This is a genomic window from Vibrio sp. YT-15, assembly GCF_033337445.1.
GTDB classification, from domain to species: Bacteria; Pseudomonadota; Gammaproteobacteria; order Enterobacterales; family Vibrionaceae; genus Vibrio; species Vibrio alginolyticus.
This window is the reverse complement of record NZ_JAWOQR010000015.1, coordinates 35,764-56,431: the sequence shown is the minus strand read 5'-3', so window position 1 is coordinate 56,431 and position 20,668 is coordinate 35,764. Positions and strand designations below refer to the sequence as shown.

Genomic DNA, 20,668 nt, shown 5'->3' with positions numbered 1-20,668 from the left:
AAAGGAACCCGAAGGTTCGCAATAAAGCTATCGCTCTCGTCCGGAATACCAAAATACCCCACCGACTGCGGCGACTGTCAGTAATAAACCACCCAACCAAATCCAAAGCTCCATAAAACCTCCATTAATTTTGTTTCTCTTTAGCTTAGCTTTCCTAAGTGTCTACTTCCTTAATTTTACCACCTATTTTCAAACTATAAGTCCTTGACTAAGTGGAGCTCCACACCGGCAAGTATGGAGCAACCCAGTACGTTAAGTGTTGTATTTCTTAGTGGCTTTAGTGAGTTCTTTAATGGCTTCGGCCAGCGTGCTGATACGGATGACACGTTGATCCAGCTTTTCTAACTCATCGAGCAAATGCAAATACAGCGGGATCTCCCAGGGCATTGCGTTTGAAAAACGTCTCAGTACCCCTTCGGATACTTCTTTTTCTTCAAGCTCTTCGTCTGGATAGCGATGAAGAATGAGGCGATACCATGTGATCTCTGGTAAACCTTTTGATTTTTTGACTTTGAATTTGTAGCGTATTGGATATTTCACTTTGTACTCAGCTGTCAGAGCTTTGCACAGCTTTTCCAATCGTGCTTCAAGGTCTTTGGCTGCAACCATTAGTATCTTCGATTCATCGGCGACAAATAGAGGTAAATCTTTTATTAATTCTGGCTGTGGTGATTGTTCTGGCAGTGCAATATCAAAATCTGATAGATCTAGCTTTCCGCAATAGTTTGTGATCCCAACGGCAGGTTTTTTAGTCATGTAGCACCTCCATTTTTTTGAAGTGTTTATGTAGCTTGTGAAGTCGTTTTGTACAGGTTTGGGCCTTCTTCTTGATGGCTAGAATTTCATGGCGTATTTCACGGACGAGAGCAAAGCCATCTTCGGTGTAGTCGATAAGATCCGACTCCCACTCTTTATTGGCCTTTGAAAACCGTCCCTTTGGGTAGCGAAAACCTTTGCCTTTGCGGATATGTGTAGAGCGAACGCGGTACTTTTTATTGTGTCGCTGCGCCATTTGGTTCTCACTCATGTACCAGTTATGGTGCCATGCGGCCTCGAACGCGTTGTCACGGTTGCGGACTCGACAGGCGAAATGACCGGGGTTTGTGTCTTTGTAAGAACGGTGGATTCGCCAGAAGTTGTTGGCGTAGCAGCTTGCTAAAAACTCCAACAAATAAGGCTCTTGATCAGTAAAATGCTCGACTTGTGACAGAGCATTGAGTGATTGTGAAAGTGCTAGCTCGAAAGCTTGCTTTTCTTCGGTTGGTCTGCGCTGCTGCGCCATTTTATGCCAGCGATAAGCTGCGCTGTTCTCATCTAACATCGTTAGGTTACTCCTTGGTTTTGCTTGTTCGTCACCAATTACCGTAACCCAGACGTCCTTTAGCTATAACACGTGAAGTTGCCCATTTTGGGCGTTAGATATTTGCCCCATATCCCAGCAGCTAAAGCAGCAATAGAAGAGATTCCTTTCCTGGGAGCTGACCTGTTGCTTTCCAAATCTCTATCTTTGTGGGAGGTCGAAGCTAATAATCCATGACTTGTTAATGACGGTTCTTGGGATGCTGATACTCACAGTCCAATAATTGTGGGAGATGACTTAAGATTGTTGTTTGTTTTGGGATTTGATGAGTGGTAATCCAATTATTGTGGGATGTTGGAGGAATTTATTGTTGATGCTCCTGGCAACTTTCACATGTGAAAGCCCATGGGACTGCACGCGGAGTGCTGTGAGCAAGAGTGCTTTTGGGTTGCTTTTCGGTTGGTGGGTTTGATACTAGCACTGGAACTTGAGTCCAAAAGCCATCGAAATAATGCCTTGTGATGAACTATCCGGAATTACCGGATAGTTTACTTGCTTGTAAAAAAGGGAATGCTTACCAGGGAGCTGTGCTGCCCCTTAAAGAGCTTCGAGTTTCTATTTCTCTCAGTTCATTTTTGGTATTTATCCTTAGTTTTTGTATATGATGGTAATTGGCTTAATGTTAGAAGTGATTGTATTTGCTAGTTTTTTATATTATCAATGGAAAGTGAATGGTTTATATGATAGAAAATAACCGCATAAAATGTTGGCTAAAAATGAACTTTAAGGTTGGTTATGGAACGCTCTCTCAGTGATACGTTTAAGAAAGTTAACGATCAAACTTTGTTATTGCCTGACTTCCAAAGGGATTACAAGTGGGGAACAGCAAAACAGCAAAGCTTACTTGCTTCAATTCTGCTTAAGTTCCCGGTGGGAAGCTCTTTGATCCTAGAAGGGTTGTCGGACGATTTTGCTTTGCGTAAAATTGGAGAAACAGTTCAACACACTTCAACTGATTCCGATCCCTGCGAGTACCTGCTTGATGGTCAGCAGAGAACAACTACGCTGTATAACGCATTTAATGATGTGTTTGACTTCTCTCAGTTCTCTGACCAAGCCGAATTGTCTGAATTCATTTCTAAAAAAGCCAACCCAATGAAAGTACGCTGGTTTATCCGTGTTCCGGTTGTAGGTAAAGCGAATGAAAGCGTTACAGATGTGTTCAATGCCACCAAAGTCATATTTGACAAGGACGGCCTTGATCACTTTGAGCCCAATGATATCGTCGATATCTTTAACTGTGAAACGTTCAACGAACGCAACAGTAAAGGGGTCTCTAAATGGTTTTCTCCTTATAACCAAGTGAAAGCCATCGAATCGGGTAAGACCAAACCGCAAGTCATCACTCAGTTTGTCAACGATTGTGTCGAATATGGCATGATCCCTCTGTTTATGATTGGTACCAAGTCGATCGTTGTTAATCGAATTTTAGAAGGGATTGCTGAAATCAACATGCAGGCAATCCGTGACAAGTACGAAGACGATTTTGCATTCATTAAAGAGAATTACGATACGGCACAGCTTTTTGATGGTATTGATTCCATTGAAGAGTGTGAAGAAAATGGCATTGTCTACTCAGAAGAAATCGAAAAAATCTTCATCACTTGCAAAAGTGAGTGGAAGAATAACGTTTCTAACTACTTAATTCGTGACATTTTTGATGACTATAAACTCAATAGTCTGGTGACCAACGATATTCGCCGAGCTATTCCTATTTTCTGTCATTTGAACGATGGTGGTATGAAGCTTGATGACTTTGATTTGGTAGCAGCTAAAGTTGCAAAGCGCGTTGCTGGGGATACGTCGACATACTCACTCAGTTCGATCATTCGCTCGATGTTTATTGAGCCGGTTACGCTTTGCTCTTCGCTCCAGCACGCGAGTGGTGCATCAGGTGGTCTGTATCTCAATGAGCTCGAAAGTTTGTCTGATGGCTTACCTTCTGGTTACCTTTCTAAGGCGATTCTCGCTATCTGCACGGCATTAGCTCGTCGTGAAATTGAGCTTGAAGCGGGCAACGATTTTGAAGTGAAGAAAAAAGATACCAGTTCAAAAACGTTGCTGAGTCTAGATACTGAAATTATCCGCAAGTATATTGAAACCGCGACTTTGGCCGTACAGCGCGCATATTCGTTCCTATTGATTCGCTGCGGTGTTTATAACTCTAACAAGTTGCACTACAAGCTAATGATTCAGCCTATCGCTTTCATCTTCGCGGAAGATCGCTTTTGGAATGATGCTGCGGTGCATAAAAAAGTCGAGTTCTGGTATTGGACGAGTGCGTTCTCTGGTCGTTACCTTTACGATCAAAGTGCAGTGGTGATTGATGATATTAATCAGCTGTACAACTGGGTTGCTAATGGAGAGGGACAGGTAATCTTGGATCGAGAAGAGCAGATTTTCCAAGATGACAAGTTTGCGTCTAAAGAACTATTGATGCAGCGTTTAAATGAGTATCCGAAAGAAGGTATTCATAATCTGATTTTGCAATACGTTTTGAGTGTGTCGCCTAGTTATGACTTACATGCAACAGAAACTAAACCACTCAATGCATTCAGGAAGAACGAGCAGGGTGATGTTGTGTTGTGGCCAGCGAATGCGTCAGATGGCTTGAATGACCACCATATTATCCCGCTGGGCTCAGTAAAAGGACTGGGGCAAAAAACCGAGGATATCCGCCAAGATCCTAATCACATTTTAAATAGCCCGTTAAACCGAGTACTGATTTCTGGTGCGGCGAATAATGTGATTAGCTCAATGGACCCCTCGCGTTATTTTGCTGATATTCCACAAAACAATATCGTGATGGATTCGCTTTTGATTGGGGGTTCGTTTAAACGTATCTCTACTGGTTCGGCTATTGAGGAGATTGAAGCTGCCTTGTCTGAACGTTTTGACGCGTTGGAAAGCTCCTTGAAGGCGCGTTTGTTAAGCTTACGAGTCTAAGCTTAACCTACTACCATAATGTCGAAGGCGCTTTGTGTTTTGCAAAGCGCTTTTTTGTTGCAGCTTTCACTTATTTGTAGCAAGTGATACAGGCGCCACCGCCCTCTTCAAGGTCGTACATCGCGTCCATGTCTAGCGTGTCGATGAGCATACTTTCATCGACCATAGCATGCATACCTAAACGGCGCTTTCTTTCACGTTGCTTTTTCTTTTCGAACCGAGCCTTTACTTTCTCATGGTTTTCTTTGATTTGCTTGATACGCTCAGGATCTTCGAGTGTTTCTAATGGTTCATTAGGGCCCATCCAGAAGAAGGTTTCACCATTGGCACTGGTTTCTGCTCTTTTCTCGTAAGCCTTTGCTTCCTCAAAGGCTTCAGGGTGCTCTTCACGCAGGCGAACCCATTCAATCTTGCGCTGGAAGAAGCAGAACGTACAGCCTGAACGAGAGCGCCAGTCGTAGTACTTAGGCAAACCTAGCCCAGCACTATCGAGTATGTCGAGGACTCCCTGCTTTTTTATACCGTCTTCTGCAAATGGCATTTTAATAGTGAGGTACTTTTGATTTTCATTAGGGCGGTAACCGTCTCGCCACGGTTCATCTGCGCGAATACCGACATAAGAGATGACTTCATAACCATCATTAAGAAAAGGTCGAATCCATTTTTCAAAGGGTTCGAGCTTCATGCGGATCGTACACCACCGCTGTTGACCTGCTGGTAGAAAATTATTGTGTTGCTCTAACCAATAATCGAAACCTTTCTTGTCATTGATGTGCAAAATTGGCTTACCCAGTACAATTTCAAGTTGTTCTAGGTATTCATACACTTCGGGTAGTTCTTTGCCTGTATCAGTAAAGAAATACTCGATATCAAGTTCAGGATAGTTTCTAGCCATGTACACTGCGAGAGCAGCACTGTCCTTGCCTCCTGACAAGCCAAGGACATGTTTCACCTTGCGTTGATCACTCATGAATAATACCTACGTGCGTTAACTTTGCGCTTCGAGCGATTTTCTTAGTAGTTGTTGTAATAGATTGATTTTATGGAAATCATCGAGTTCTGAGAGCTGGCGTTCAATCGTGCTCATGGTATTTTTCAACTCTTCTGTTTCTATTGCCCTGATTTCTCGTTTAAACGATGTCAGTTTGCCATCATCCCCTTCTAAAACAAGGGAAACCAGTTTTGTTTTACCTGATTGGGAAGCCGCATCGCCGCCATTACGTTGGGACTTAACTACACTTAAAAAATCTTGGGCATAATCACTGATTTTGTTTGATGCAGTCTGAAGGATGCCTTCGTTCCAGTTTTGTTTTCCGCGTCCGATGACGATCTGAATCATGCTTTCCAACCATTGTAATAATCCAGTGTCACTTTTCGCGAGTTCGCGTGCGAACGCCTTTAAACGCAAGTCGCCGGAGTTTTGCTCGACGTACTGGCACATATCAGCAAGCTCTTCACCGCTTTCTGGGAAAATGGTTTTTACCTTGGTTTTTATGGCAGCAAGCATCTGCTCGTGCTTTTGTCTTAATGTTTTAAAGCAGTCTTCTAACAGATCGATTTGACTCGTAAACTCGTCAGCGCCAAAGGCAATTAATTCTGTACGCAAGTCTTTGATGAGTAGTGTATGAGGGTCATTTGCCTGTAAAAATAGATCCCGGATCCTCAAGTAGGTTCTGTTGCGCTCATCGTTGTCTGGGACAATATGGTGAGCGTTTTTCACCCAGTGCGGAAGGTTGTGCATAGTTGTCACTAACGGCTTCGCGACAGAAAGGATGTTATTGGATACATCACGGTTCGTTTCAGACGCCGCGAAAATTGCGAGATGCTGCAACCACTCTTTCTCATCCTTCGCCAATACGATGTATTTGGTGGCGAGATCGCCTGGGTTCTTAATCAGTTTATGGACATAGTCACTATCTGGTTCTGCAATAAAGGCAAATTCACCAGACATATCTTTCTCGTAAAAGGCGATTTGTTCACCCATTGATTTCAAAAATGCTAGCAAAAAGATCGGGATGACACCTTTTGTTAAACCAAAAGGCGCGTTTGCCCAAAGCTCCGCGATTTCAGATAAATCGACCTCGTTGCCCTTGCGATCTTTTAGGCGTTTTTCCGCAGCAGCGAATACAGCATTTAAATTTTTGTCTAGGTGATCTCTAAACCAATGCTGCCCCTTTTCCCCTTCAGCTGAGTGAATGTTAGTGTTTTTTAAGCAGCTGATATACATGGACTTCTCGGGTGGGAAACCCTCAATGCCTAAATCCTCTCGATCTTCTTCATCAAGCATTGCTTCAAGCAGTTTTTTCAAAGCGGAAACCGCCGTACCAGAGAGTTTGTTACGGTTAACCAGCTCGTTAAGAATTCTCGGGGTTTTATGGAATATTCTGTCAGCGGCAAAGGTGGCGATTTCACTCATCGTTTCCTTACCGTAGATCTCGCCATTGTGTATCCATCGCGAGTTATTGAAGGCGGTAGTCAATGCCGCATCTAAAGCCGACTGAGCGTTAAACAAGCGTGCTCTATGTTCTTCTCGAGCAACCTTGTCGTGCGTCAGCGCTGCACCAGTGCTCTTGTCACTTTTGATGAGCTCCAGGACGTACTTTTCATTGGCTAAATCTATTATTTCATTAGCATTAGGTGCACATGCGATCATCAATGATTTATCATTGCGTGTCAGTTCAAGTAGGCGATCTTCTGGCTCTTCTTTGAGCAATAACAAGAAGTTCGCAAACTCGCCACTTCGAGATTCAATAAGGGTCGGCATATCGATATAGCTGAGTTGCATCGCTACGGTTTGAGCTGCCCATCTCAATGTGCCAAATTCGTGATAGTGGCCTTTTGCAATTACTTGGGAACTAAAGTTAATGCGCTCTACGGCTTCGTGGCTGCTATGCAGTTGTTCTATTTTCTCTTCCACTAAGCCTGCAATATCGAGATCTGAACCTTCAAACACGACCCAAGAAGATAAGTGCTTTCTAAAGACGATGCATGAGGCTTCTTTGAGCTGTTGTAAGCATTCTTTTAGCTGCCTTTTATCGATGATCTCTGTTGCTGTAAGGAGTACGCTCTCCGTTGCCGTGAGGTTGGCAGATTTACCAAATAGAGTAATTAATGAGATCGCTTTAAGTAATGCAATGCATTGTGGAGAAAAATCTTGTTTGAAAGCTTTTCTTAGTGCATCCGCCGCGGTTGCCCATCCATGTCCATCGGGGGAGCCCAATATGGCGTGTTCCATGTTGGCTTCAAGATAATCCCATAGATGGCTAAGATCGTATCGAGCGTTTTGGTCACTTGTTTGTTGTAAAAAAAGTTGAAAGCTGAATTGCTCGTGCGAATTCAAGAAGCCGAATGTACTGCGTTCGTTTTGACTAAAGCGCCTCTTAGCTATAGGCCCTAGTAACAATGCCGTTAATGGGTGAAGTGGAACACATTGCTCTAGACGCGTGAGTAGTGACTCTTTACGCTGCTGCTTGTCTTCAAGTGCTGAGAGTACGCGTTGTACGAGCTCATCACCACTACGGTGTGGTGACGTTGTTTTGATCGAGTTACTGATCAGCGCGACCGTTTCATCGGTCGATACATTGTACAGAATATCGCTGAAGCGGCCTTGAATTTTGGCCCATTCATCCTGTAGCTTAGTACCTCGCTCTTTTGCATATTCACTGAATGCTTGATGTAGCAAGCCTAAGAAAATGACCGGAGTATCAATGCGAGAGAGCTCTTCAGCGATGTCTTGAAATAAGTGTAAATCACCACCGCTTCGGTTGATAAACTCTAAGCTTTTCCCCATCTCATCGGCAATGATAAGTACGCCATCAACATAAGGCGCCACATCATCAAAGAGGGTCTTCCAAGAGCTAATCAGTTCGCTATCACTCTCAATACTGGCTTTACGGTACTTGTTAAGCACCTTTGTTTTATGTGTATTAGGGTGCTCCTCAAGCGCTCTCAGCGTTGCATTCCAAAAAGATTCGACAGGGCCATTGACGCCGCCGACTGCACGTATTTGTAGCCACCCTTTTTGGTATGGTGCGCTCTCTTTTAATAGCGATTTTGACTCTGCATTTATGGTGTTGATAGCAGCACTTCGGATATCCGAGTCAGCATGCAATAGACCGGCCATGAGCAGTGCCACCGTTGATTTACCTGAACCGTAAGCGCCTGTTAATGTGTAAGCGCTTTGTCCGGTTTGGCCGTATTGGCGAAAGAGCGTCTCTAAGGAAGCTTGTGCTGTACCGTGGTAAACCAAGCCAGGAAAGAAATCGGCGCTCAAGTCACTATCGATACGGGTAGAACGTTGGTGGCGTGTAGCGATAGAGTATTGTTTACTGAGAGTCACGCTTATTTTTCCTCTGATTGGTAGTAGTGTTTAAGGTACTGGCTTGGGTCTATGTTATCGATGCTGCTAAAAGAGTGCTGCACTTGTCTTAAGCCTTGAGTATCGGTCCAAGCAATTTTGCCTTCAGTGAGTGTTTCTACTTGATCCAGTTTATCACTCAGTCCTGCGGAAGATAGACGGAATACCCGGCCTGGGGAGCCTACGTCATTTAACAATGCGTCAAAAGATAAGGTGTTGACCTTGCTACCCTTATGTTTTTTCTGCATGTAATCAATCAGTGCAAAGGTAAAAATTTCGACGGGCAAAGATGGACGTCGATTAAGCTCCGCAATGTAGCTTTTAGCGTCTTCTTGTTTTAATAGACCGAGTTCCGTAAACGGAGAGGCAAAGCTGTCTTCGTTGACTTTGTTGGCCTGCAACGATTTGTGTGCATACATTTGTAAAAGACAATCAATGTCTTTATTCAGTGTTGCTTCTGTGAGTTCTTTTTCGTGATTCGCCAGTGCGTCTTTGATTTCAGTCGCTAAGGAGTCTTTCTTTACTTTTATTCCATTGAAATAATTAAATAAAAATCTAGAAGCGTTAAGCTCAGCTTTAGTAGGTTCAATCGATTGTAGCAACCAATGCAGGAGCCAAGTTGTGCCTATTTTATCGAGGTATTCATCATACGCGGTATGACCGTTTTTGTCCGTAAACAGCTGCTCTGCAAGCGGTGTCAGTTGAAAAATCTGTTCTTTGCTATCGATACAAACCACCAAGTTCAGCGCACGGATCCAGTGTCGAACAGACAGCACCATATTTTTCCCCATGCCCATCGATTGCATCTGTTGTTCGATGTTCGACTTACTAGAAAGGGATTCACCTTTTACAACTTCTTGAATAATCTTGTAAATCCACCCGTAACGGATAGGGAAAGTTTGATGTCCGGAGAATTTCAGTGTCGTAGATTCGATGTTCAATGTACTTACCTTGCTGCTGAATTGGAGATTTTATCCAAGCGGAGAAATTATTGTATCAGAAGGTTATAGTATCGAATAGATATAATACGTGATCTTTATATGCAACCGAATGGTAAGTGTACAATACTAGAACCATAGAATTTACTTAGTTTTAGTGCTATAAGTAGCATATTTGTTCAGTATATCAGTTACCTAGGAAAAGCATCTATGCAAAAGTCTCTAGACATTTTTAAAGCAGAGCCTCAATCAGTTTTTGATGTCATCTGTGAACGCAAAAATACGGGCTTTTATATGCCTGCTTATCAGAGACCATACTCATGGGAAGAGAGCCACATTAGAGATTTGTTTTCTGATTGTGAGAATGTATTTAGAAACCTTCTAGAGTCGCCTGATGCGATTATTTTCCTTGGGTCTATCTTGAGTGTGGACGATAGTTCTGCTCTGACTATTTATCCCTTAGTCAAAAGGGATAAACCTACTCACATCAAACTTATCATTGATGGTCAACAGCGCCTTTCTACTCTGATTCTTATTATTCTTTGTCTGAATGAAAGATTGAGAATGCTTTTACCGAGTTTGAAGAAAGCGATACATTTGGAACAAGATGAAGAAATCAAAGATGTTCTCGATGAATTACGGCAGGTAGTCTCTCAGCTGGAAATTGATACCTCAAATACGGTTGTAGAGACGACAGCGGAACACGAAGTATATAAATACCTTCCTAAAATTATTCGTTCACAGGTCGATTGTTGGGGCCGAAGTGAGAAGAAGGCTCAATATGAGAGCCCTATATCTGAATTATTGTCAGCTTATCAGCGTCATATCGTTGAACAACGCGATAGCTCGGTGTTTGAGCCTTTAAACCTGTCATTGATGAGTACCTCTGCTAAACGTGTAGTGAAAAACGTCGAGGAGATAAGAAAGCAGCTTGACTGCGTACAAAAGGGCTTTCAATTTAAGTCTCCAGAGGGCGAAACAGAAGAGAAAATCAACATCAGCGAGTTGGTCGATATTGAAACGTTAGATATATGTTTAGACTTTCCTATTGATAAGGATTTAGCAAGGGCATCTGATTCGCACGCTAAAGTCGCAGAAGTTATTTACATAGCTGCGTTTGCAAAGTTTTTGCTTCACCGCGTTTGCCTTACTTATGTTGAAGTTAATAATGAATCTTATGCATTCGATATGTTTGAGGCTTTGAATACAACAGGGGAACCTCTTACTGCTATTGAAACGTTTGTTCCTAAGGTAATTGAACACATCGGAGCCCAGCGAAAAAATGGGACACCCGAAGAAGAAATTGAAGCGTCAATGGATATTCTCAACTCCATCACGGAGCGCTTTGAAGGCATCATCAAAAGTAAAGAAAAAAACCTTAAAACTAAAGCTCTGATACTTGCCTTTGTTCGCGCATATCAAGGAAAAGTAAAAGTTACGAGCTTAAGAGATCAACGTGATGCAATGCTGAAAAGCTATGAAAACTGTCATTTTAAAGACGAGTATTTAACCCAACTTGCAACAACTGCTGATTTCCTATTCGATCATTGGCAGGCTGCGGTACCTAGTGTCGGAAATCTAGTAGAGTCTAACGAGCAGGATATTTCAAATCTATGTTTACGTTACCTCGTAGATATGAAACATGACATTGTTCAAAGCCTATTGGTACAATTTATATTAGCTGATGAAAAGTTTGGAGTAACCGGTACAGAGTATTCCGACTTTGCAAAAGTGCTTAAGGCTGTAACTGCATTTAGCGTACTTTGGCGTGCGATGAGTGGTGGAGCTGATGGAATTGATGCTGTTTATAAAAAGTTACATGAACGCGGTGTGAGTCTAGACCAAAAAGGGTATCAATTGGGTAGCGGGCCTCTGACGTCTGATCGATTTAATGCCGATATTATTAAGCGTTTTTTTCGGGAAGAGCTAGAAGCAAAGATCAGTTCAAAAGGCTCTCCGAAAGAGGATGTTGATGAAAAGTGGCTTGATATCTGTTCTAAACAACAGATTCTAACCAAGCCGAAGAGTATTAAAATGTTGCTCTTAGCTGGTATGCATGGCATCGAGCTTAACGGTATCCATCATGAGATTTCAAATAAACCGAGTACTGACTTTCTGACCACTATAATGTGGGAGCTACTTTCTGGTAAAGACGCTATTAAGAAGGTATTTAACGGTGGTTCTACTGAAGGGTGGGGTGATGATGAAATTGCTAACCCAGAAGAGTACAACAAGATCGGTAACGTATTAATTGATGCTCGCAATGGGGTTTCCAGCACGAATCCACCGTCTTGGTACAATCTCAAACAACATCTACTCCAATCTTTATCCAATGATTCGATCGACAATATTGATGATATCTTATTGGCAGAGAGCCAAATTTCTAATGAATCTAAGCGTAATGCTTCAATATTAATGCTAGAAAAAAAATTTGCAGATATTACGTTTGCGGATGAATGGACGAAGCAACATATTGATGAACGAGGTGTATTACTGCTGACTAACGCATGGCGAAATCTTACTCAATGGCTTGATTGGGAGTAATCATGCAGTTTTCAGCTCTTGGACTTCAAGCTAAGTATGACACCGATGAAGAAAGTATACTGGAGTGTGTACATATTCCCTTGCTCTCTTGTGCAAATCGCTATGATAGAGCTGTAGGTTATTTTTCAGCTGATGTTCTAGTTTCAGCAGCACAAGGACTGGAGCAGTTTATTCATTCTGAAGGTAAGATGCGCCTTATCATTGGTGACCCATTGTCTGACAATGAGTATGAGGCAGTGATGGAGGGAGTATCAAATCCTTGTAAAACAAAGTCTCTTCAATTAGCTGACTTATTGCTTAGTAGTGACGAAATGAATCTGAAGCTATTGACATATATGGTGGCGAAAGGGCTACTTGAGATTAAGTTTGCCTTCACTCATCAAGGCATGTTCCACAAAAAAATAGGGATCTTTTATCAGCAGGATGAAATTGTTGTATTCAGTGGCTCAGCAAATGAAACCCTGGCTGGATTGTCTAAATATAACTCTGAGGAAGTTTCACTTTTTTTCAGTTGGCGTGAATCTTTTGCTGATTATGGCAAAGTTGAAGTGGATAATTTTAATGCGCTGTGGAGTGATACCAAGAAGCGAGCAAAAGTTGTTTCTATTGATTCAGAGGCTTATCAAAAAATTCAATCTGGTGTTGACCTTGACGCATTAAGTAGGGAGCTGTTTCCAGTCTCTTATCGAGCCAAAACTACTAAGCCTTTCTTCTCCTATAGTTTCCCTAAGTCGGAACAGAAGTTAGCTAAGTTAAATATTGAAGCTAAGACCCCACGTAAGCCATTGATGGTTAAGGGGAGAGCATTTGAGTTATTTCCTCATCAAATCGAGGCTATAAATAGTTGGCGTAAAGCAGACTTTAATGGCTTGTTCAAATTGGCCACTGGCTCAGGTAAGACATTCACATCCATATCTGCACTGGTAGAGTTGTATGAAGAGCGTCACAAGAATGGTGATGCAACTTTTGCAATAATTAGCGTCCCGTACATTGAACTAGCCAATCAATGGGTAAAAGAATTAGCGCCTTTCAACATTGCTCCCGTTCAATGTTACGATGGCTCTGATAAGTGGACTTCTGCATTGGATAAAAAACTTCTGCGTTTTCGAACCGGAACTTTAGATTTTATCTGTGTTATTGTCGTCAACAAGACCCTCTCATCGGAATTGTTTCAGTCAAAAATCGCTAAAGTATCACCTGAAGATATTTTGTTAATTGGTGATGAATGCCATCATCTCGGTAGTCAAAACTATTTTGATGCCTTGCCTCCAGCGCGTTATCGAATAGGGTTATCGGCCACCCCCTTTCGCACCGATGATGATGAGATCGAAGGAGCGCCATTCCCTGATACAATCAGACAGAATTTACTTTCATACTTTAAAGGTATCATTAGTGAGTACTCGCTAAGTGATGCTATTAAGGACGGTATACTCGCCCCCTACCGTTATGAGCTTGTTCCTGTGTATCTTAATGAAGAAGAGCAACAGCAGTACGAAGAGTATTCAGCTAAAATTCAAAAGTTAATTTTGAGGGCAAAGTCTACAAGGTTATCCATTGATGAGCAGTCGATGTTAACTAATATGTGTGGAGCAAGAGCAAGGATTCTAGCAACTAGCTCAGGTAAACTGCCAGCATTAATCTCCTATTTGAAAAAACATCCAGAGCTATCATTAATACACTCTTTAATCTATGTGGGAGAAGGTTCAGCACCAGGAGATAGTACGCCCTATATAACTAAGGTCACCAATTGTCTACATGAATATGGCTGTAAGGTTTCCAAATTCACTTCTCAAGAGACAGCGTCAGAGCGAAGTAGGATTATGAATAGCTTCAAAGAGCAAAGGATTGATGCTTTAGTGGCCATGAAAGTATTGGATGAAGGTATCGATGTTCCGGTGTGTCAAAGCGCGTTTATCTTAGCTAGTACGCGCAATCCAAGACAATATGTCCAGAGAAGAGGCCGTGTTCTTCGAAAAGCAGCAGGTAAGCATGAAGCCTTGATTGTGGACTTTGTTGTTCTCCCGTTACCAGGTGTAGTAAATAACTTTAGTCAGAATCTACGTCGGGCGGAGTTGGAAAGAGTAGAAGACTTTAAATTAACAGCTATTAACTCGAAAGAAATTGATAAAAGAATCATTGAATTAGGAATCTATTGATGGACCTTAATGCATTTAAAGCTTTATTAAAAGAAGTTGATAAGGATACACAGATTGCTCATCAGGATTATTCAAATAAGTCAGCGGTTCATAAAGCCGCACTCCAGATAATGCAGTTTGAGAAGGAGCTGTACTATGGAGACTTAGTGCAATCTCGTCACATTCAAAAGATCAAAGACATAATTGACGTCAATGCAGAAGATATCGTAAATGAAACTAATAAAACTAGAGATTAATAACTTCCGTCAATTCTATGGTAAGCAATCTATCGACTTTGCTGTAGATCCAGAGCGCGGAGTTACGCTAATTCATGGTGAAAATAATGGTGGGAAAACAGCGTTGCTAAATGCTCTTCGCTGGTGTCTTTATGAAGAAACCACTGAAAACTTACTCGATTCTAAAAACCTTCTGAACAAACATGCTGCGGAACAAGGTAAAAATACCTTTAGTGTTTCTGTGCAACTCGAACACCAGAATCGCTTATTTGAAGTTCGAAGAGTTAGAGTGAAAAATAGTACTAGTAGTAACTTGCATGTGTACGAAATTGAAAATGGCTGCTATGCGGAAAAAGCTGAGGATAACCCGAATACGCTAATAAATACGGTCTTACCAAAAGAGATGTCTCAGTATTTTTTCTATCAAGGTGAAGGTACTGGTACTTTAAGTAGTCAAAATGATTTCTCTCACATCAAAGATGCTATTGATAAAGTGTTGGGTTTAACGGTTGCGCAAACAACTTTAAAACACTTAAGTGCAGTAAAGACAAGTTATCAAAGAGAATTAAAGCAGTATGATACAAATAATGAAATAGAAATATTGTTATCAAACAAAGATACTTTAATTTCAAACTTAGACCGAGAGAATACTCTGCTTGCACAGAAGCAAAGAGAGTTAGAAAGTGCAGAAAAAGAGTATGAGATTCAGATATCTAAACTTACTCGCTTTGATAAGACATCTATTGAAGAAAAAATTAAATTGCGCGAAAAACAAGAAAGATTGTTGAATGATTACCAACGACAATATAAGCAACTATTAACAGAGAAAATAACCAACACACCTGATTGGGCATTATCTACATTTGGCAAAAAACTTGCCTCGATAGACCTTTCAAGCATTAATACAGCAGAACTAAATAAGTCACTTCGTTATACGGTGGATAAGCAACTGCTACGTGAAATTATGGATAATAACGAATGTATCTGTGGTACGCACGTTGGAGAGGATAGTTCGGCAGCTCGGCTTTTAGAAGAGCTTGGTAAACACGCCGTCGATCCTGAGCTTAAGCGTCGCTGGGAATTAGCTGTCAAGCTACAAGACACGCTTTGTAACCAGCAATTGCCGAAAGCTAGTATGGAAAAGTTATTAGCGGATATTGATGACCGCGAAGACGTCATACAGGAGCTTGAAAATAGTATAAAGGACTTAAGTCATACTATTGTTGATTCTGACATTAATGACATTAAGGTTATCGAACGTGGTAAAGATTTAGCTAAATCAAGGTGCGATCAACTAAACCGTCAGATCCTACAAATGGAGCAGAGCGTTCGTAAAAAAGAGATTGATATTAAAGATATTGATCGCAGAGTAACTAGCCTGTCAGCAACTCAACCTAAAGCTCATAAAGTTCGTAACTTGATTCTCGCAACAGACAAGATAATAGAGTTATATGAGGAGGCTATTAGCTCTTCGCAGCAAGGTGTTGACCAGATCCTCTTGAACAAGATGCAATCTTTATTTAGCCAAGTTGCTTTTAATGGTTATACAGTTAAAAAAGATACTAGCGTCAAGGGAGGAAGCTTTACATGGGCTATCGTGGATAGAGAAGGTAAGCGAGTGGCTGCGGGTAATGGTTATCAAGCGATGTTATCTATTTCGTTTATTGTTGCGTTGATTGAATTCTCGAAAGATCGTGCGAATAACAAGCAGCACTTGCTTACTCCAGGTACTGTGGCTCCTTTTATTGCAGACTCCATTCTAGCGTTTATTGGTCCTGATAATGGTCGAGAGCTTGTCAGTTACATTGCGAACAAAGTAGAGCAATCAATCTTTATGTTCTCTCAGGCTCAGTGGACAGAAGCACATACTGACAAGGGAATTCGTCATAAAATTGGTAAGGAATATAACCTCGTTCAGCATACAGTGTTGACTGAAGAAGAGTTTAAAGGGCAGTATCCTACAAAACTTACTGTAAAAGGTAATGACTATGATGTTGTACGCTTTGGTAGTGATTTTGATAAGGTAACCATTGAGGAGATCCCTGTTCATGGCTGAAATAATTGATTGGCGTAAGTTATCGGTACGCCGGGATGTTCGCTTTGAAGCGTTGGAAGAGCGGTTTTGCTCAACAAAAGGGGCGAAAAGTGATACTCGAGTCTTTAGTACAGTAAAAGAACTGATGGTTTTTGCGGCATTAGTTGGTTATCAATTAGATGACTTTCAACCACTTGGGTCTAAAGTAAACACAACTCCAATTCTGCTCGATACCTATGCAACGACAGGTCATGACGCTTATATATATCTTATTGCGCTAGCTAAAGAACCGTCTCTGGATATACTCAAAAATGAGAACTTAAGAGATGCTATTGGTATTTTTGAAGGATATTGCAATAGTGGTTTGAAGCACATTGATAGTTGGATTATGAATAATATTGGTGAATCGTTAGTGACTAATATTTTATTTAACCAGACATTAGAGTACTTGGTTGAAAATGGATAATTACTATGACTACGCCGCTTCTACACCAGTGTCTCAGCGTGTTTTAGATGCCATGAAACCTTGGCAGAACGAAAAGTTTGCGAACGCCTCATCGGCTCACCAAGCGGGGCGGGCCAGCGCTCAGGCAATCCAAGAAGCAAGAGAGTCTATTGCTGAGAAGATAGGTGCGCTCCCGAGCGAGATTATTTTTACCAGTGGAGCGAGCGAAGCGAACAACCTTGCTCTGAAAGGGGTCGCATTCAAACATCTAGAGAGCAAAGGCCACATCATTACTTCAGAGATTGAGCACAAGTGTATTCTCAATACTTGTGCTTTTCTCGAGTCAATCGGTTTCGAAGTGACTTATCTAGCGCCAGATAAGAATGGCCGCATATCGTCGTCGTCTCTCGAAGAAAAAATACGAAGTAACACAATTCTGATTTCTATCCATCACGTCAACAATGAGCTTGGGACTATTCAACCCATTGAAGAGTTTGGTACTATAGCTTTTGAGCACAATATCCCCTTTCACACTGACGCAGCACAGAGCTTTTGCAAGTGTGCTATCGACGTAGACGATATGGATATCGACATGCTCTCGTTATCAGGCCACAAAATCTACGGCCCGAAAGGCATAGGCGCACTTTACGTACGAGATGCTAGAGACTCTGAGCTCGTCCCACTGATCCACGGCGGCGGCCAAGAAGCAGGGTTACGAGGCGGCACCTCCCCTACTCCGTTGATAGTCGGGCTCGCAGCGGCGGTAGAATCGTATCCAACCAAATCAGGCTCTTTTGAAAAGCAATTTCTCGATGTCATGGCGCAGTTTGATTTTACAAGGAACGGCGGACCGTCCGTAGTACCGTCGACGTGGAGTGTTACATTCCACTCTGATGAAGAAGTGAAGCGCTTTACGAGCGAGTACCCTTGGCTGATTTCTCAAGGTTCTGCGTGTAATGCGCTCTCAAATGTGGCTTCACATGTCCTGACTGCGATAGGTATGCCCGAAGATATTGCACGACGCACTTATCGCATCAGCCTTCCACCATACCAGCTCAGCGAGAGTTGAGCCTAAAGCCAGAGACAGTTTTTCCTGCTTGAAGCAAGCGCTCTTCGTACATTTGTCGGTGCAAAATGACTTCAATTGTTGGCGTTGTCCCTAAGAGCTTTGATAGTCGAAGATCAAAGCTCTTTTGCTTTTCATACTGCTCACTCTGTTTATCAAGCAACAAGTGTTTATTGAGTAAGGGTGGGCGGCGCTGTTCATCTACATAGTCAAAAAAATCGATATCTTGATCTGCCATCTTTATTTTTGTTCTTTCGACTAAATACGGGACTGATTTTTCGAAATCATCGTATTGAGTCAAGGTAAGCTTTCCAGAGTTGATATGTATTTTGATCAAGTCAATGGCGTCATCGAGCTCACCGTACATCTGCAATGCTGCACCAACATAAACGCGTAAAAGAAGCGGTAACTTTTCTATATAGCTCTTGTGAAAAATGAGAGAGTGTCCTTCGTTGAGGATGCTTGCTGGTAATTGATGGTGAGCTTTGACACACTGCTCTCCAATAAGCTCCGTATCTGCGATCGCAAAAAGCAGATCGGTCGCGAGATTATTGGCCGTACGATAATCATCAAACAAGGCTTTAATATCACGCTTTAGGCTTTCAGGCTGTTGTGTGTAGGGTTTCCGCTTGTCAAATAGCCCCATAGAGAAATAGACAAGTAGGTCCTCTTTTCGGGATTTCTCTGCATTGGCAAATTCCCGGGTATCGAACATTTCCTGAAGTAAACCAAACACTTTTTTATGAGAACCAATTAAACTTCTCACTTCTTCAGAACGGTTAAATTCGTCATTCGTCGGTATCCGGCCAAGTTCCAGACATACGTTCCAAAAATCATCAAACAGAGTGCTGTTTTGGCTAATGACCAACTTTGCTTTATCTTTACTCTCTATAGGCTGAGGCGATGTCAGTTGATGCCAAGTATGGTGCCGCTGGTACTTACTTTGGAGGTAACGTTGTTCTTCTAGCTTATCTTTGAATATGTAGAAGATGCCTGGTGCAACAGCAATAGCATCCTCTTGCAAAGAGCGTTCTAGGTACCCTTTGAATTCTGATTGTGCGTAGTATTTTTGGAATGTGTTTCTCGACGTAATCACTCCGTCTTTATAGGGTTGGAACTGCGTAATATACGAATCGTTGGCCAGCATTACCGAGACGACTAGTACTTTGTTTGCGAGCTCCCAAGCGCTCAATAGTGCTTCAAGACGTTCATCTTGGTCTTCGATAACATTTAGGACAAACCCCAAGTTCACAATGTCCGAATTGACTTTATCGTTATCAGGCGAGAAAACCGGGTCCCAGCCCAACGCATCGAGCCCGTGTGCTTCAAGCTCTCTCAGGTCATCCCCTCGACCACATCCGTAATCGAAAATAGAAAACCGTCCATCTAGGTAACCTTGCTTCGCCAAGGTTTTCATCGGACCTGATAGCTCATGGCGTACAATGGCGGTTTTGTGACGATCTATCCCAGGCTCTTGTTGAGCATCACTCAATGCATCTGGTTCGACTTTCAGTATCCTCCCATCGACTAACTGGTATCCCTTTTTTTGGATCAAATTTAACCACGACTGTTTGAAGCCAATAGTGCGGGTGTTTTCGTATAGGCCCGCCTCCTCCCCTTCTTTAGTCAGCGCGGTGAAGAGCTCAAAGTGGTCGCTGCCTGGTAGAATCATCGTCTCTTTTCGGTGCAGGATCGGTGGGTTTTCTGAAGAGCGATAGCAAGTCACTTTATGACTAAGTTTGCTCAAATCTACATTCAGGCTTTGCTCTAACGCTGGGTAGGCGTCGGTATAAAAGGTTGGGTAGTTCAACAACGATAAACGGAATTCCTTTTTAAACAGCTTAATGAGGTTCCATTGATTATCCGGCAAGTTCACTGCCTGAGCTACAGCTGGGATGAACTTTCTCAGTTCAGGTGGAATCTCACTCATAGCATCTCGGTGCAGGTATACCGCATCGGGAAGTTGTTTTCCGATATGAATTTGTTTTACAAGTTGCTTAAATGATTGAAAGTTCATCTTTTAGTAGCGATTCCAGTTTGTAGAGCCAAATAGATATTTTAGCTTTATTGTTAATGGGTTCGCCCAACCAATCAGACATGTTTGACAGTAATTATAAAAAACTCCACTTTCACATGTGAAAGTGAGTCTCTAATCACTATTACGTTAACCATGGGTAACAGCTTAACGCATTAGCGGGTGACTTAATGCATAGCGTTTTGTGGCTTAATGATTAACGGTGAAGCAGCGTCGAATCGCATTACTGCATCATTATCTGATCTTAATTTCCCTCTAGGGGCGCTCTGGCTCCAAGTTATCTGCTCTAGTTGCCCAAAATGGTCCTGAGCAGCGCGCGCCTTTTCTTAGCCTATACCAGAAAATACCTCCTGCAAGTTAATAAGCTACAGGAGTATCTATGAACGTTCATAACCAATCAAATCAGTTACTAAGTTATCAAGAAGTCTGCCAGTTGACGCAACTGTCACAAGCGACCATTCGCCGTTATGTGAGAAATGGCTCCTTTCCTTCTCCAGTGAACTTATCACCAGGTGCACGAAGTGTGAGATTTCGTCTTGAAGATGTGCAGAAGTGGCTTTTGAGTTTGTGA

Annotated in this window: 14 protein-coding genes; 8 read left to right on the top strand and 6 right to left on the bottom strand. The window is 42.1% G+C overall.

Going from position 1 to position 20,668, the window contains the following annotated elements; genetic code table 11:
• Nucleotides 1-252: 252 nt before the first annotated feature.
• Nucleotides 253-756, bottom strand: a complete 504-nt coding sequence (locus tag R7D93_RS21000) for a hypothetical protein (RefSeq protein WP_203346790.1) — start codon at nucleotides 754-756, stop codon at nucleotides 253-255.
• The gene (mobI, locus tag R7D93_RS20995) at nucleotides 749-1,321 is read right to left on the bottom strand and encodes a conjugative transfer protein MobI(A/C) (RefSeq protein WP_225497079.1); all 573 of its coding nucleotides are present in this window, start codon (nucleotides 1,319-1,321) and stop codon (nucleotides 749-751) included. Before mobI ends, R7D93_RS21000 begins: the two co-directional genes overlap by 8 nt.
• Nucleotides 1,322-2,095: 774 nt before the next feature.
• On the opposite strand from mobI, the gene R7D93_RS20990 reads away from it, so the two are divergent.
• The gene (locus R7D93_RS20990; RefSeq protein ID WP_203346791.1) at nucleotides 2,096-4,306 is read left to right on the top strand and encodes a DUF262 domain-containing protein; all 2,211 of its coding nucleotides are present in this window, start codon (nucleotides 2,096-2,098) and stop codon (nucleotides 4,304-4,306) included.
• Between the two features lie 70 nt (nucleotides 4,307-4,376).
• Here the strand turns inward: R7D93_RS20990 and R7D93_RS20985 are convergent, their stop codons facing one another.
• Genes R7D93_RS20985 through R7D93_RS20975 form a run of 3 tightly spaced genes read right to left on the bottom strand, consistent with a single transcriptional unit; the run spans nucleotide 4,377 to nucleotide 9,604 of the window.
• Nucleotides 4,377-5,276: a phosphoadenosine phosphosulfate reductase family protein gene (locus tag R7D93_RS20985; RefSeq protein ID WP_031850114.1), complete on the bottom strand. Its 900-nt coding sequence runs from the start codon at nucleotides 5,274-5,276 to the stop codon at nucleotides 4,377-4,379.
• Nucleotides 5,277-5,294: 18 nt separating this feature from the next.
• Complete coding sequence (locus R7D93_RS20980) at nucleotides 5,295-8,645, bottom strand: hypothetical protein (protein WP_203346792.1); 3,351 nt, start codon at nucleotides 8,643-8,645, stop codon at nucleotides 5,295-5,297.
• Between the two features lie 2 nt (nucleotides 8,646-8,647).
• Nucleotides 8,648-9,604: a DUF4007 family protein gene (locus tag R7D93_RS20975; protein WP_203346793.1), complete on the bottom strand. Its 957-nt coding sequence runs from the start codon at nucleotides 9,602-9,604 to the stop codon at nucleotides 8,648-8,650.
• 207 nt (nucleotides 9,605-9,811) lie between these two features.
• Between R7D93_RS20975 and R7D93_RS20970 the strand changes: the two genes are divergently transcribed.
• The 6 genes from R7D93_RS20970 to R7D93_RS20945 are packed head-to-tail and all read left to right on the top strand — an operon-like array spanning nucleotide 9,812 to nucleotide 18,065.
• On the top strand, nucleotides 9,812-12,145 hold the full coding sequence (locus R7D93_RS20970; RefSeq protein ID WP_053308114.1) for a DUF262 domain-containing protein: 2,334 nt from the start codon (nucleotides 9,812-9,814) through the stop codon (nucleotides 12,143-12,145).
• Between the two features lie 2 nt (nucleotides 12,146-12,147).
• Nucleotides 12,148-14,301, top strand: a complete 2,154-nt coding sequence (locus R7D93_RS20965; protein WP_053308115.1) for a DEAD/DEAH box helicase family protein — start codon at nucleotides 12,148-12,150, stop codon at nucleotides 14,299-14,301.
• Nucleotides 14,301-14,537, top strand: coding sequence for a CxC ATPase DNA modification system associated small protein (locus R7D93_RS20960; protein ID WP_053308116.1), 237 nt, complete (start codon nucleotides 14,301-14,303; stop codon nucleotides 14,535-14,537). The genes R7D93_RS20965 and R7D93_RS20960 overlap by 1 nt, the downstream gene beginning before the upstream one ends.
• Nucleotides 14,512-16,572 (top strand): AAA family ATPase, encoded by a 2,061-nt coding sequence (locus tag R7D93_RS20955; RefSeq protein ID WP_225497077.1) that lies wholly within the window; start codon nucleotides 14,512-14,514, stop codon nucleotides 16,570-16,572. Before R7D93_RS20960 ends, R7D93_RS20955 begins: the two co-directional genes overlap by 26 nt.
• Nucleotides 16,565-17,017 carry a hypothetical protein gene (locus R7D93_RS20950; protein ID WP_053308118.1) on the top strand — a complete coding sequence of 151 codons (453 nt, stop codon included), beginning with the start codon at nucleotides 16,565-16,567 and terminating at the stop codon, nucleotides 17,015-17,017. The genes R7D93_RS20955 and R7D93_RS20950 overlap by 8 nt, the downstream gene beginning before the upstream one ends.
• Nucleotides 17,010-18,065: a cysteine desulfurase family protein gene (locus R7D93_RS20945; RefSeq protein WP_053308119.1), complete on the top strand. Its 1,056-nt coding sequence runs from the start codon at nucleotides 17,010-17,012 to the stop codon at nucleotides 18,063-18,065. Before R7D93_RS20950 ends, R7D93_RS20945 begins: the two co-directional genes overlap by 8 nt.
• Here the strand turns inward: R7D93_RS20945 and R7D93_RS20940 are convergent.
• Nucleotides 18,052-20,079, bottom strand: a complete 2,028-nt coding sequence (locus R7D93_RS20940; protein ID WP_203346795.1) for a DNA phosphorothioation-associated putative methyltransferase — start codon at nucleotides 20,077-20,079, stop codon at nucleotides 18,052-18,054. The two genes, R7D93_RS20945 and R7D93_RS20940, sit on opposite strands and share 14 nt — an antisense overlap.
• A gap of 397 nt (nucleotides 20,080-20,476) precedes the next feature.
• Between R7D93_RS20940 and R7D93_RS20935 the strand changes: the two genes are divergently transcribed.
• Complete coding sequence (locus R7D93_RS20935; protein ID WP_203346796.1) at nucleotides 20,477-20,668, top strand: helix-turn-helix transcriptional regulator; 192 nt, start codon at nucleotides 20,477-20,479, stop codon at nucleotides 20,666-20,668.